The organism is Mesorhizobium shangrilense (assembly GCF_028826155.1).
Taxonomy (GTDB): Bacteria; Pseudomonadota; Alphaproteobacteria; order Rhizobiales; family Rhizobiaceae; genus Arvimicrobium; species Arvimicrobium flavum.
This window is the reverse complement of record NZ_JAQGPN010000001.1, coordinates 601,884-614,977: the sequence shown is the minus strand read 5'-3', so window position 1 is coordinate 614,977 and position 13,094 is coordinate 601,884. Positions and strand designations below refer to the sequence as shown.

11 protein-coding genes are annotated in these 13,094 nt (G+C 65.8%); all 11 read left to right on the top strand.

Annotation, left to right across the window (positions count from 1 at the left end; all coding sequences use genetic code 11):
• Positions 1-170 precede the first annotated feature (170 nt).
• The 11 genes from PD284_RS03040 (at position 171) to PD284_RS02990 (ending at position 13,089) form a co-directional block, all read left to right on the top strand.
• Complete coding sequence (locus PD284_RS03040) at positions 171-1,538, top strand: dihydroorotase (RefSeq protein ID WP_274626752.1); 1,368 nt, start codon at positions 171-173, stop codon at positions 1,536-1,538.
• Positions 1,535-2,824, top strand: coding sequence for a Zn-dependent hydrolase (locus tag PD284_RS03035; protein ID WP_274626751.1), 1,290 nt, complete (start codon positions 1,535-1,537; stop codon positions 2,822-2,824). Before PD284_RS03040 ends, PD284_RS03035 begins: the two co-directional genes overlap by 4 nt.
• Before the next feature lie 2 nt (positions 2,825-2,826).
• On the top strand, positions 2,827-3,912 hold the full coding sequence (locus PD284_RS03030) for a DUF917 domain-containing protein (RefSeq protein WP_274626750.1): 1,086 nt from the start codon (positions 2,827-2,829) through the stop codon (positions 3,910-3,912).
• Between the two features lie 14 nt (positions 3,913-3,926).
• Positions 3,927-5,576, top strand: coding sequence for a urocanate hydratase (locus PD284_RS03025; RefSeq protein WP_274626749.1), 1,650 nt, complete (start codon positions 3,927-3,929; stop codon positions 5,574-5,576).
• A gap of 13 nt (positions 5,577-5,589) precedes the next feature.
• On the top strand, positions 5,590-6,951 hold the full coding sequence (locus tag PD284_RS03020; RefSeq protein WP_274626748.1) for a UbiD family decarboxylase: 1,362 nt from the start codon (positions 5,590-5,592) through the stop codon (positions 6,949-6,951).
• 20 nt (positions 6,952-6,971) lie between these two features.
• A complete protein-coding gene (locus PD284_RS03015) occupies positions 6,972-7,535 on the top strand; it encodes a UbiX family flavin prenyltransferase (RefSeq protein WP_274626747.1) in 564 nt (187 codons plus the stop codon).
• A gap of 190 nt (positions 7,536-7,725) precedes the next feature.
• Positions 7,726-8,742, top strand: a complete 1,017-nt coding sequence (dctP, locus tag PD284_RS03010; RefSeq protein ID WP_274626746.1) for a TRAP transporter substrate-binding protein DctP — start codon at positions 7,726-7,728, stop codon at positions 8,740-8,742.
• A gap of 59 nt (positions 8,743-8,801) precedes the next feature.
• A complete protein-coding gene (locus PD284_RS03005; RefSeq protein ID WP_274626745.1) occupies positions 8,802-9,344 on the top strand; it encodes a TRAP transporter small permease in 543 nt (180 codons plus the stop codon).
• Between the two features lie 3 nt (positions 9,345-9,347).
• Positions 9,348-10,652, top strand: coding sequence for a TRAP transporter large permease (locus PD284_RS03000; protein ID WP_274626744.1), 1,305 nt, complete (start codon positions 9,348-9,350; stop codon positions 10,650-10,652).
• Positions 10,653-10,691: 39 nt separating this feature from the next.
• Positions 10,692-11,876 carry a CaiB/BaiF CoA transferase family protein gene (locus PD284_RS02995; RefSeq protein WP_274626743.1) on the top strand — a complete coding sequence of 395 codons (1,185 nt, stop codon included), beginning with the start codon at positions 10,692-10,694 and terminating at the stop codon, positions 11,874-11,876.
• Between the two features lie 37 nt (positions 11,877-11,913).
• Positions 11,914-13,089, top strand: coding sequence for an acyl-CoA dehydrogenase family protein (locus tag PD284_RS02990; protein WP_274626742.1), 1,176 nt, complete (start codon positions 11,914-11,916; stop codon positions 13,087-13,089).
• Positions 13,090-13,094 lie beyond the last annotated feature (5 nt).

Sequence of the window (13,094 nt, the reverse complement as noted above, 5' to 3'; positions counted from 1 at the left end):
ATGTCCCGGCTCGACGTCGCCGGGCCGGCTCTCCGGCGGGAACCGGGGCGGCGCTTGCGTTGGTCGCGCAAGGCTCCTTCCGGACTTCGCGCTCCGTTATCGCGGGTTTCGGCGAAAGTGATTTTCGCGCGCGCGGCGTTTCGCCGATCCTCGACGTTCGAGGAGCTGCGATGAGCGATTTTGATCTTGTAGTCACAGGCCGTGTCGTCGGCACGGACAGGGTTCGCGAAAACGGCTATGTCGCCGTTCGCGCAGGCGTGGTCGAGCGGGTCGGCGAAGGAACGCCGCCGTCCGCGCGCGAGCGTCACGACTTCGGCGACGCCTTCGTGCTGCCGGGGGCCATCGATGCGCAGGTGCATTCGCGCTCGCAGTCCGGCCAGGAGGATTTCATATGGTCGACCCGTTCGGCGGCCGCCGGCGGGGTAACCACGATCGTCGACATGCCCTATGACGACGGCAATCTGATCTGCACCGGCGAGCGACTGACCCGCAAGGCCGAGGAAGCTGGCCAGCAGGCGCGGGTTGACTTTGCGCTCTACGGCACGGTCCATCCGAAGGACGGGCCGAAGCATATCGCCGAGATGGTCGCGGCAGGCGCTGCCGGATTCAAGTTCTCCACCTTCGGCACGCATCCGGAGCGCTTTCCGCGCATCACGCCGTACACGCTGCACGCGTGCTTCTCCGAGATCGCCCGCCACGGCCTGATCGCCGGCGCGCACAACGAGCACGACGAGACGGTGCGCGCCTTCGAGGCGGAGGTCGCCCGACTGGGCATCGCCGACTATCGCGCGCACGGCATGTCGCGCCCGCCGCTCGCCGAGGCGCTGGCCACTGCGGAAGTCTACGAGATCGGCGCGGCGACGGGCTGCGCCAGCCATATCGTGCATTGCTCGATCGACCGCGGCTACCAGCTCTGCAACGCCTACCGCATGCAGGGGCATGACGCGACCATCGAGGCGTGCATCCACTATCTGGTGCTCGACGAGGAAAACGACGTCGCGCGCCTCGGTGGCAAGGCGAAGATCAATCCGCCGGTACGCCCGCGCCGCGAGGTCGAGGCTTTGTGGCGGCATCTTGCGGCGGGCAACATCACCGTCGTTTCGACCGATCACGTCAGCTGGTCGGAAGATCGCAAGAGCGATCCGGTGATGCTGAAGAACTCGTCGGGCGTGCCTGGGCTCGAGGCGCTCTATTCGCTGCTGCTCAAGGGCCTGGTCGAGCGCGAGCTCAGCCCGGTCTGGGCGGCGCGGCTGCTGGCGTCCAATCCGGCCCGGCTGTTCCGCATCGGGCACCGCAAGGGCGCGCTCGAACCTGGCCGGGATGCGGACATCGTCGTGATGGCGCACGATCCGCGCCGCTACGATGCCGCGGCAAGCGGCCACAACGTCGTCGGCTGGAGCCCGTATGAGGGCATCGAGCTGCCGTACCGGCCGGTGGCGACCTTCCTGCGCGGCGAGCTGGCGTTCGACGGCGCGCGGGTCCTGGCGGAGCCGGGGCAGGGGCGCTTCGTGACCCCGGCCGTGGCGACGGAGCGATGATGAAGGCGCAGTCCAACCTGCCGGTGGACGGCGCCCGGCTGTGGGCCGACCTGATGGCGCTGGCCGAGATCACCGAGCCAGGCAAGCCGTATACGCGCCGGTCCTTCTCCGCCCTTTTCCTTGAAGGCAGGGCGTGGCTGACGCGCCGTTTCGAGGAGGCGGGCCTCACGGTTCGTCTTGATGCGGGCGGCAACCTGATCGGCCGTCTGGAGGGCAGCGACCCTTCGGCCGGCACGATCATGATGGGCTCCCATTCGGACACGGTTCCGTCCGGCGGCCGCTTCGACGGCATCGCCGGCGTCCTCACAGCGCTCGAGGCGCTGCGTTCGCTTCGCGAGTCCGGCAAGGTGCTGAAGCACGCCGTCGAGGTGGTGGATTTCCTGGCCGAGGAGCCGAGCGAGCACGGCCTTTCCTGCATCGGAAGCCGGGCCATGGCCGGCGCGCTTGCACCGGAGATGCTCGACTATCGTGACGGCGTCGGCGAGCGCCTCGGCGACGCCATCGACCGTGTGGGTGGCAAGGTCGCCAATCTGGAACAGGCGCTCCGACAGGACGTCGCCGCCTTCTTCGAGCTGCATATCGAGCAGGGGATCGTCCTGGAAAGCCGCGGGATCGACCTGGGCATCGTCACCGCGATCGTCGGGATCGCGCGCGTCGAGATCAGGTTCGAGGGGCGTGCGGACCATGCCGGCACGACGCCGATGGATCTTCGTCGGGACGCCGGCGCGGCGGCCGCCCGGACGATCGCCTTCGCGGCGGACCGGGCGAAGGAGCTTGCTGCGGCGGGCCGCGGCCATTTCGTCGCCACGGCCGGCGTGGTCGAGCTTGCGCCGAATGCCTCGAACGTGGTGCCCGGCCAGGCGCGCATCGTCTTCGACATACGCGGCGAAGACCAGGCGCTCGTGCATGAGTTCATGGCTGAACTGGACGAAGCCACTGCGGCCATCGCCGAAGCAGGCGGCGTCGCGCGAAACGCGTGGAACATCCTGTCCGACGCGAAACCGACCGCGTGCGATCCTCGCTTGCGCGAACTGCTGACGCAGAGCGCCCGCGACCTCGGATTTTCAACGCTTTCCATGGCGTCGGGTGCGGGTCATGACGCGGCATTCGTCGCGCGTTTCGCGCCGAGCGCCATGGTGTTCGTTCCGTGCCGCGACGGCCGCAGCCATGCGCCGGAGGAATGGGCTGAGCCCGACGCCATAGCGGCGGGTGCGGCCGCCATCTATGAAGCCGTGCTGCGCTTCGACGCTGGCGCTGAACAAACGCAAAGAGACCGGGAGAACTGATCATGGGTCGCATTCTTCGCGCAAGCGACGTCGAGGCTGCCGTCAAGGGCGGCGCTGTCTACGCCGCCGGCGGTGGCGGGTGGGCCGATCATGGCCGCATGCTGGGAACGGCGGCGGTCAATGCCGGCCAGCCGGAACTGGTGTCGATGGACGAAGTGCCGGACGACGCCTGGATCGCCACCGCCGCCGCGATCGGGGCGCCGGCCAGCACCACCGAGTGGCAGATGCTGGGCATCGACTACGTGAAGGCCGTGCAGCTGGTCCAGAAGGAGCTCGGCGCGCCGATCTACGGGCTGATGATTGGGCAGAACGGCAAGTCGAGCACGCTCAACGGCTGGCTTCCCAGCGCGATCCTCGGCACCAAGGTCGTCGACGCGGTCGGCGACATTCGCGCCCATCCGACGGGCGACATGGGCTCGATCGGTCTTGCCAATTCGCCGGAGCCGATGATCCAGTCGGCGGTCGGCGGCAATCGCTCGAAGAACGCTTATATCGAGCTCGTCGTGCGCGGCGCCACCGCCAAGGTCTCGCCGATCCTGCGCACGGCTTCCGACATGTCCGGGGGCTTCATCGCATCCTGCCGCAACCCGGTCCCGGCGTCCTATGTCCGCCAGCATGCCGCGCTCGGCGGCATCTCGATGGCGCTGTCGCTCGGCGAAGCGATCATCGCCGCGGAAGGCAAGGGCGGCGCGGCCGTGATCGACGCCATCTGCAAGGAAACCAGGGGCGAGATCATCAGCCAGGGCAAGGTGACCAGGAAGGCGGTCGTCTATACCAACGAGGCGTTCGATGTGGGGACAGTGACGATCGGCGACGGCAAGGACGCCTGCGTCCTCCACGTCATGAACGAATACATGGCGGCCGAGCGCGACGGCGAGCGCCTCTCTTCTTATCCGGACGTCATCACCACCCTCGATGTGAACGGCGTGCCGATGAGCGTCGGCGAGGTCCGCGAGGGCATGGAACTTTTGGTGCTGCGCATTGCCAAGGACGTGATCCCGCTGTCGTCGAGCGCCACCGATCCGTCCGTCTATCCGAGCGTCGAGAAGGCGCTTGGCATCAACCTCACTGACTACGCCCTCGGCTGAAAGCGTCCGCATCCATGAAGCGTTCCTTCACTGTCACCTCGGGATCCGACCTGCGCTGCAAGGGCTGGCGCCAGGAAGGCCTCCTGCGGCTTCTCGAAAACGTGCTCGCCGTCGGCGAGGATCCGGACAACCTGATCGTCTACGCGGCCCTTGGGCGTGCGGCGCGTGACTGGCCCTCGCATGACCGCATCGTCGAATCGCTGAAGACCATGAACGACGGCGAGACGCTGATCGTGCAGTCCGGCAAGCCGATCGGCATCGTGCGTACGCACGCGAAAGCCCCGGTCGTGGTCATGGCCAACTGCAACATGGTCGGCCAATGGGCGAAGGCCGAGAACTTCTATGCCTGGGAAAGGCAGAACCTGATCTGCTGGGGCGGGCTGACGGCGGGCGACTGGCAGTACATCGGTTCGCAGGGCGTCATCCAGGGCACCTACGAGATCTTCATGCGCATTGCCGAGCAGAAGTTCGGCGGCGATCTCGCGGGACGTTTCGTTCTCACCGCGGGCCTCGGCGGTATGGGCGGCGCGCAGCCGCTCGCCGGCGCGATGGCAGGCGCGGCGATCCTCTGCGTCGAGATCGACGAGAAGCGCATCGAGAAGCGCATGCAGGTCGGCTACCTGCACACCAAGGCCGGCTCGCTCGACGAGGCGCTCGACATGATCCGCAAGGCCCAGGCCGAGAAGAAGGCGCTGTCCGTCGGCCTGTGCGGCAACGCTGCCGACATCTTCCCTGAGATCCTGACGCGTGGCATCATCCCCGACGTCGTCACCGACCAGACCTCGGCGCACGACCTCGTCTACGGCTACGTGCCCGCCGGCCTGTCGCTGGACGAGGTGCGCCGGCTCCGCAAGGAGGCGCCCGAGCGCCTGATGGGCGAGTCGACGCGGTCGATCGTCAAGCATGTCGAGGCGATGCTGGGCTTCCAGAAGGCCGGCGCCGTCGTCTTCGACAACGGCAACCTCATCCGCACGCAGGCGAAGAACGGCGGCGTCGCCAACGCGTTCGACATTCCCGTCTTCACCGAAGCCTTCCTCCGGCCGCTGTTTGCCCGCGCCATCGGCCCGTTCCGTTGGATCGCGCTGTCGAACGATGCCGACGACATCCGCAAGATCGACGACTTCCTGCTCGAGCATTTCGCCGGCAACAAGATCGTCACGAACTGGATCAACCTTGCCCGCGAGCACGTCCCGGTCGAGGGCATGCCGGCGCGCATCGCCTGGCTGGGCCACGGCGAGCGCACGGAGCTCGGCCTCGCGGTCAACCGCATGGTGCGCGAGGGCGTGCTGTCGGGTCCCGTCGCCTTCACGCGCGATCACCTGGATGCCGGCGCGATGGCGCATCCCAACATCATGACCGAGAACATGAAGGACGGTTCGGACGCAATCGCCGACTGGCCGCTTCTCAACGCGCTGGTCAACTGCGCCTCGCAGGCGGATCTGGTGGCGATCCATTCGGGCGGCGGCGGCTATTCGGGCTACATGACGAGCTCAGGCGTGACGCTGATCGCCGACGGCTCGGCGGAAGCCGACGAACGCCTCGAGCTGACGCTGACCAACGACACCGCGACCGGCGTGATGCGCTACGCCGATGCCGGCTATGAGGAGTCGTTCGACGAAGTCGCCAAGAGCGGGGTTCGACACTTCCGCCTTTCGGACCAGTAAGGGGAAACGTCGCATGAAGGACCAGAGCCTGCGCGCCCTCTTTTCGGACCTCGAAGCGGATGGCGAACTGCATCGCGTCAAGCGCGACGTCGATCCGCGGTTCGAGATCGCCTCGGTGCTGGCGCTGCGGGAACGCGGTCCTGCCCAGCTGTTCGATAACGTCGCCGGCCACGCCATGCCGGTCATCGGCAACCTCTTCAACAGCCGCGACCGTTTCGCGCGCGGGCTCGGCGTGGCGGCGAAGGATCTCGACGCGACCTGCCTCGCCGCGCTCCGGAACCCCATCAAGCCGGTGCTGGTGGCGGACGCCCCGGTGCAGCAGGTGGTGCACTCGGATGCGATCGACGTCGGCGCGCTCCTGCCCGTGCCGCACTGGTTCGAACGCGAAGGCGCGCCCTACATCACTGCAGGCGTCATCGTCGCCAAGGATCCCGAGACGGGGCGCCGCAACGTCTCCATCGCCCGGTTGCGGCTCGAGGGCGGCAACATTCTCATGGCGGGCATCGCTAGGAACCATCACCTGGCGATCATCGCCGAGAAAGCCCGCCAGCGCGGCCATGATCTCGAGATGGCCGTTGCGATCGGCAACCATGCGGCCGTGCTGATCGGATCGCAGATGTATGTCGAGCTGGGCGACGACGAGTTCGACATCGTCGGCGGGCTGCTCGGCGAGCCTGTGGAACTCGTGAAGTGCCGGACTGTCGACCTCGAGGTTCCGGCCCACGCGGAAATCGTGCTCGAAGGACGGCTGCGGCCCGGCGACCTGATCGAAGAGAACGCGGTGTCCGAGTTTCCCGGCTTCTACGTCTACTACGGACCGGGAATCGGCGTCGAAATCGACTGCGTCACCCACCGCAGCGACGCAATCTATCAGGCCATCGTGCCCGGCTACGCGGCCGAGCACTGCCTGATCGGCGCGGTGGCGATCGGAACCACCCTGACGCGCGACCTGCAGCGTTCGATCCCGGCGGTGCGGCGCGTCTTCGTCACCGACGGCGGGATGGGTCGGCTGCATGCGGTCATCGTCATGCACCGGCCGCGGCTCGGAGAGGGCAAGAGGGCGGTCCTGCTCGCCATGGGGCTCGTCAATCTCCTGAAGCTGGTTATCGTGGTCGAAGACGACGTGGACCCCGAAGACCCGCGGCAGGTCGAATGGTCCCTGGCTGCCCGTTTCCGCGGCGACGAGGACCTGATCGTGCTGCCGGGCGTCAAGGCCGACCGCTGCGATCCGGTCCACGAGGATCTGGTGGTGACCAAGATCGGCATGGTCGCCGCCACCCGGCCCGGCGACGGAGAGGCCGGAGGCCGCTCGGAATTCGCCAGGCCGCCGAAAGACATCTATGAGCGCGTCCGACGGGATCTGGACCTCTACTGAAGACCTACGGAAAGACAGCAGTGCCGAGAAAGCGTTTCATCATCGCGATAACCGGGGCCTCCGGCCACCCTTATGGGATAAGGCTTCTGGAGGCCCTGCGCGAACTAGACTTCGAGACGCATCTCGTCATGTCGAGATCGGCAGTGGTGGCTCTCGCCTACGAGAGCGACATGAAGCTGAAGGACGTGCAGGCGCTCGCCGACCACGTCCACTCCAACGAAGATGTCGCCGCGCCCATCTCGAGCGGGTCGTTCCGCACGGCAGGGATGATCATCGCGCCATGCTCGGCCAAGACGCTCGGCGAGATAGCGTCCGGCGCTTGCGGAACCCTCGTCTCGCGGGCTGCCGATGTCTGCCTGAAGGAGCGGCGGCGGCTCGTTCTCCTATTCCGCGAGACGCCGTTGCACCTCGGCCATTGCCGCAACATGGTCGCTGTCACGGAAATGGGCGGAATCGTCATGCCGCCCGTGCCGGCGTTCTATCCGAAGCCGGAGAGCGTCGACGAGATCGTCGACCACACGGTGGGCCGGGCGCTCGACCTTTTCGACGTCGATACGGGCCGGGTGAAACGCTGGAAGGAGTAGCCCCAGCCGCCGACGAATGGCCCGCTTCGCCTTTAGCAATCGGCCAGTTCTTAAAATGCTATTTCTTACTTTGCCGAAGTAGAACGGATAGTCCCAAGTCCGAGCGCCGGGTTCCCGCGTTCGGACACAGGGGTTCATGTGCCGGCAGACAACGCCAAGAGCCGAGGCCGGGCAACAAGGGAGATTGATGATGATTGGCAAACTGCTTGCGACGACGGCATTCTTGCTTGGTACCTGCATGGCCGGTACGGCATTTGCGCAGGAACCGATCGTTCTCAAATTCGCAAGCGCCTTCCCGCCCCAGAGCAAGACCAATGCGATCTCGGTTCCGGCCTTCATCAAGGCGATCGAGGAGGCTTCTGAAGGCACGCTCAAGGTTGAGCATTATCCCGGCGGCACGCTCGGCCCGAACCCGACCACGCAGCTGAAGCTGGTCGAGGACGGCGTGGTCGATATCGCCGAGGTGGTCGCCTCCTACACGCCGGGCCGCTTCAGGGAACTCGAGATGTTCGAGACGCCCTTCGTCTTCGAATCGACGCTGGAAGCGAGCCTGACCGCCTGGACGCTCTATCAGAAGGGCCTGCTGAGCGGCTTCGACAACCTCGAGCTCGTGGGTATCGCTGAAGTCGGTCCGTACTACGTTCACACCTCCAAGGAAGTGGCAAAGGCGGAGGACCTCGCAGGCATCAAGCTGCGTGCCGGCGGCGCCGTGCAGGGTGCGGTCGTGGGGGGCATTGGCGGCGTTGCCGTGGGCGGCATGCCTGCCCCGCAGATCGCCGAGAACATCTCGCGCGGCGTTATCGGCGGCGCCCTGATGGACATGGGCAACCTCTACAACTTCCGCATCGCGGATGCCGCCCACTACCACGTCGTCAACGTTCCGCTCGGCAACGTCGCCGTCCTGTTCCCGATGAACAAGGCCAAGTACGACAGCCTGCCGGAGAAGGCGAAGGCCGCGCTCGACAAGGTCCGCGGCGAGTGGTTCACGACCGTGCTGGCGGAGAACCTCGACCTGCAGAACGAAGAGACGCTCGCCAAGCTCAAGGCTGACGACAAGCACCACATCGTGGAGTTTTCGGAGGACGAGGTGAAGGGCCTTTCCGAAAAGCTCTCTTCGATCAAGAGCAGCTGGGACACGGGTGATGGCGACGCCAACCTCTACCAGCAGATGATCGCGGCTCGCGACGCGGTGCGCGCTTCCAAGTAACGCTCAAGACGGCTTCGGCCCGGCCGGAGCCGTCTTTCCCCTCAGCCAGGATCCGCCTCATGGCTTTCCTCGAATACATACGCAGGGCGTCCCGTTCGCTCGCGACGCTCGGGCTGGCCGCGCTCGTCGTGCTCTCCATCGTGATGATGGCGGACATCGCCGGTCGGGAACTCTTCTCCTCCCCGATTTCGGGTTTCAGCGACATCGCCGATCTCATCGTCGTGGTCGCGGCCGCGGCCTGCTTCCCTGCCTCGCTGGCCAACAACCAGCATGTCGCCGTGCGCTTTGCCGGAATGGCTCACTGGCGGGTGCGCGAAATCCTGGATCTTGTCGGCCATACGATCATGTTGGCCGCAATGGCGGTCATCGCCTACCAGCTCGTCAAATACACCGTCGACATCTACGGCACCGGCCAGACGACCTGGCTGCTCTACATCCCGGTGTGGCCGATCTGGGTGCTGGTGACGGCGCTGTTCATCTTGTGCGTTCCGGTGCAGCTCACGCAGGTCATCTATTACCTGCGCCGTTCCCTTTCACCGCGGCCGCTGGCCGATCAACCCCTGGCGGACGATGTGGTCGCGCCTGCGCAGACGGGCGAATAAAAGATGGGACCGATTGAAATCGGCGTGCTGGGGCTGGCCTGCCTCGTTGCGGTCATCATGCTTCACGTGCCCGTCGGCGTAGCCATGGCCGCGGTCGGTGCGGCCGGCTATCTCTACATGACGGGCGACCTTTCGGGCATGTTCTCGCTGTTCGGCACCGAGACGGTCAACATGCTCACCAACAAGGACTTCGCGGTGGTGATGTCCTTCCTGCTGATGGGCGGTTTCGCCGGCGCGGCTGGCATCTCGGCGGACATCTACCGCGTCGCCAATGCCTGGATCGGCCATTGGAAGGGCGGGCTCGCCATGGCCACCATCCTCGGCTGCGCGGGGTTCGGCGCCATATCCGGCTCGTCCATCGCGACCGCCGCGACGATGACCAAGATCGCCATGCCCGAGATGGAGAAGCGCAACTATGCGCTGTCGCTCTGCGCGGGCACCCTTGCCGCGGGCGGCACGCTCGGGTCGCTGATCCCGCCATCGATCATCATGGTGATCTATGCGGTGCAGGTTCAGCAGTTCATCATCGACCTGTTTCTTGCCGCCATCGTGCCGGGCATCCTTTCGGTCGTCCTGTTCGTTCTGGCGATCCGCATCCAGCTGATGATTCAGCCCAAGCTTGCCACCGCCGGCGAGCGGCTGAACTGGCCGACCCGGGTGAAGGAAACCAAGCGCAGCTGGGCCGCGCTTGCCATCATCATCATCGTCATGGGCGGCATCTACACCGGCTTCTTCACCGTCAACGAAGGCGCCGCCGTCGGCCTCGTGCTCACCCTGATCTTCGCGCTGGCCCGCCGCTCGATGGACAAGAAGACGTTCTTCGAGACGCTCTACGATTCCGCCGGCTCGATCGCGATGCTCTATCTGATCGTCATCGGCGCCAACATCTTCGGCTACTTCGTGACCTTGTCGCACATGCCGGGCGCGCTGACCCAATGGGTGACGGATCTCAACGTGCCGCCGATCGCGGTGATCTTCATCCTGATCGGGATGTACATCGTGCTGGGCTGCGTCTTCGACGCACTGGCCGGCATGGTGCTGACGCTGCCCTTCGTGATTCCCCTCGTCGAGAGCCTCGGATACGACCTCGTCTGGTGGGGCATCGTGAACGTCATGGTGATCGAGATCGGCATGATCACGCCACCTGTCGGCATCAATGTCTTCGTCATCAAGGGCTTGCGGCCGGACATCGCGCTCGGGGCGATATTCCGGGGCATCACGCCATTCCTGATCGCGAACGTCGTGGCCCTTCTGCTTGTCGTCCTGTTCCCGCAGCTCGCGACCTGGCTGCCCGACCTGCTGCGGTAGCCGGCAAGCACGAATGGAATTCAGCCGAGGATTGTTTAGATGACCAAGCTATTGTCGGGCGTCCGGGTTCTCGACTTCAGTCGGGTTCTCGCCGGCCCCTTCTGCACGGCCCTGATGGCCGACATGGGGGCCGACATCATCAAGGTCGAGCCGCCCACGGGCGACGACCAGAGGTCGATGGGTGCGTTTCGCGACGGCGTCAGCGTCAGCTTCGAACTGATCAACCGCAACAAGCGCAGCCTCAAGCTCGATCTGAAGAGCGATGAGGGGCGCGACATCGCGAGGCGGCTTGCGGCGCAATGCGACGCCGTCGTCGAGAACTTCCGCCCCGGCGTCGCCGCCAAGCTCGGCATCGACTACGAATCGCTGCGCCAGCTGCGTCCGGACCTGATCTATTGCTCCATCTCCGGCTTCGGCCAATCGGGGCCGCTGGCCGGCTCTCCGAGCTACGACGTCGTGGCGCAAGCCCTGTCGGGCCTGATGAGCATTACCGGATCGCCCGAAGGGGAACCGATGCTGGTCGGCGATTCCGTCGGCGACACCGTGTCCGGCCTGTTTGCCGCCTGGTCGATTTCCTCCGCGCTCTACCGCCGACAGTCGACGGGTGAAGGGGCGCGGCTCGACGTGGCGATGTTCGATTCGCTCTTCACGTTGCTGCCGACCGCGCTCGCCCAGTGGCAGGTGACCAGGGTCGCCCCGGGGCGCGAAGGCAATCAGCATCCCCTCTCGGCGCCTTTCGGCGCCTATGCCGCCGCCGACGGAAACTTCATTCTGGCGATCGCTAACAATGCGCTCTTCCGGCGGTTCGCCGTGGCGATCGAACGGCCCGCCATGGCCGAGGATGCGCGTTTCTCCTCCGACCAGCAGCGCCGCCTCAACCGCGATGCCCTGCGCGCTGAAATCGAGACCTGGTCCCGCCAGAAGTCCGCGGCGGACGTGGTCGAGTGTCTGGGCGCTGCGGGCATTCCGGCGTCGATGATCTGGAATGTCGCGGAGGCGGCCGACAGCGCGCATGCCGACCACCGCAAGCTGATGACGACCGTCGCGCATCCGTCGCTCGGATCGCTCAGGTTGCCGGAACAGCCGGTGCATATCCACGGCCAGGAACGCGGCGCGTTGCGTGCAGCGCCGGCGCTCGGCGGAGACGGGCCGGCGATCCTGTCGGAACTGCTGGGCACGACCCCGGACGAGATTGCCGCCCTGCGGGCGGCCGACGTCATCTGACCCTCGCTTCCCCGAAGACAACAGGACGACGAATAGAATGGATCTGCGATTTTCGGACGAGGACAGGGCGTTCGCCCGCTCCGTCCGCAGCTATCTCGGCGAGAACCTGCCGGAAGCGCTCGCCCACAAGGTTCGCTACAACCAGCGGCTGACGCGCGAGGACTACGTGCAGTGGCAGGCTGTCCTCGCGGTGGCCAACTGGTATGCCATCGGCTGGCCGAAGGAAGCCGGCGGGCCGGGGCTAACGCCTACCCAGCGCTACCTGTTCGACAGGGAGTACGGCGCGCTGCCTTGTCCGCATCCCTGCCAGTTCGGCATCGCGATGGCGGGTCCGGTCATCTACACCTTCGGCTCGGACGAACAGAAGGCGCGCTTCCTGCCGGGCATCCGCGAGAACCGGGATTTCTGGTGCCAGGGCTATTCCGAGCCTGGTGCAGGATCGGACCTGGCCGCACTGCGGACCACGGCCACGCGCGACGGCGATTCCTACGTGATCAACGGCCAGAAGATCTGGACGACCTGGGCGAACTGGGCCGACTGGATGTTCTGCCTGGTCAAGACCGACCTGACGGTGAAGCCGCAGCTCGGCATCTCCTTCCTCCTCGTCGACATGCGCACGCCGGGCATCACCGTGCGTCCGATCAAGACGCTCGACGGCGACGCCGAGTTCAACGAGGTCTTCTTCGACAATGTCCGCGTTCCGGCGGAAAACATGATCGGCAAGGAGGGCGAGGGGTGGACGTTCGCCAAGTTCCTGCTCGAGCATGAACGCTTCTCGATGTCCGGGTCCGCCCGCTCGAAGCGTATCCTCAAGGAGCTTGGCGAGGATGCCCGCGATCTTGGCCGTCACGAGGACGCGTTCATCGCCGACCGCCTGACCCGTCTCGAGGTCGAGCTGCTTGCGCTCGAGTACATGGAGCTTCGTCTGCTCGCCCGCAGCATTTCCGGCGACAATCTCGGGCCTGAAGCGTCAAAGCTGAAGATAAGGGGGACGGAGATCGCCCAAGCGCTTTCGCAGCTGAGGATCGACATCCATGGACAGGCGTGTCTGCCGCATTCCGATGCCTTCCTCGACGGTCTGGCCACCTCGGAAAACCCGTCGGCGGCCGGAGCGATCGCGACCTATCTCAACCAACGCAAGCTCTCGATCTGGGGCGGATCCAATGAGATTCAGCGGATGATCCTTGCCAAGCAGATACTGGGACTGGGGTAGTCGGT

Bases quoted from the DNA above. Each gene is read 5' to 3' on its own strand.
- PD284_RS03005 (WP_274626745.1), top strand. From the start codon at position 8,802: ATGGCTTTCCTCGAATACATACGCAGGGCGTCCCGTTCGCTCGCGACG.
- PD284_RS03035 (WP_274626751.1), top strand. From the start codon at position 1,535: ATGATGAAGGCGCAGTCCAACCTGCCGGTGGACGGCGCCCGGCTGTGG.
- PD284_RS02990 (WP_274626742.1), top strand. From the start codon at position 11,914: ATGGATCTGCGATTTTCGGACGAGGACAGGGCGTTCGCCCGCTCCGTC.
- PD284_RS03020 (WP_274626748.1), top strand. From the start codon at position 5,590: ATGAAGGACCAGAGCCTGCGCGCCCTCTTTTCGGACCTCGAAGCGGAT.
- PD284_RS03040 (WP_274626752.1), top strand. From the start codon at position 171: ATGAGCGATTTTGATCTTGTAGTCACAGGCCGTGTCGTCGGCACGGAC.
- PD284_RS02995 (WP_274626743.1), top strand. From the start codon at position 10,692: ATGACCAAGCTATTGTCGGGCGTCCGGGTTCTCGACTTCAGTCGGGTT.
- PD284_RS03025 (WP_274626749.1), top strand. From the start codon at position 3,927: ATGAAGCGTTCCTTCACTGTCACCTCGGGATCCGACCTGCGCTGCAAG.
- dctP (WP_274626746.1), top strand. From the start codon at position 7,726: ATGATTGGCAAACTGCTTGCGACGACGGCATTCTTGCTTGGTACCTGC.
- PD284_RS03030 (WP_274626750.1), top strand. From the start codon at position 2,827: ATGGGTCGCATTCTTCGCGCAAGCGACGTCGAGGCTGCCGTCAAGGGC.
- PD284_RS03000 (WP_274626744.1), top strand. From the start codon at position 9,348: ATGGGACCGATTGAAATCGGCGTGCTGGGGCTGGCCTGCCTCGTTGCG.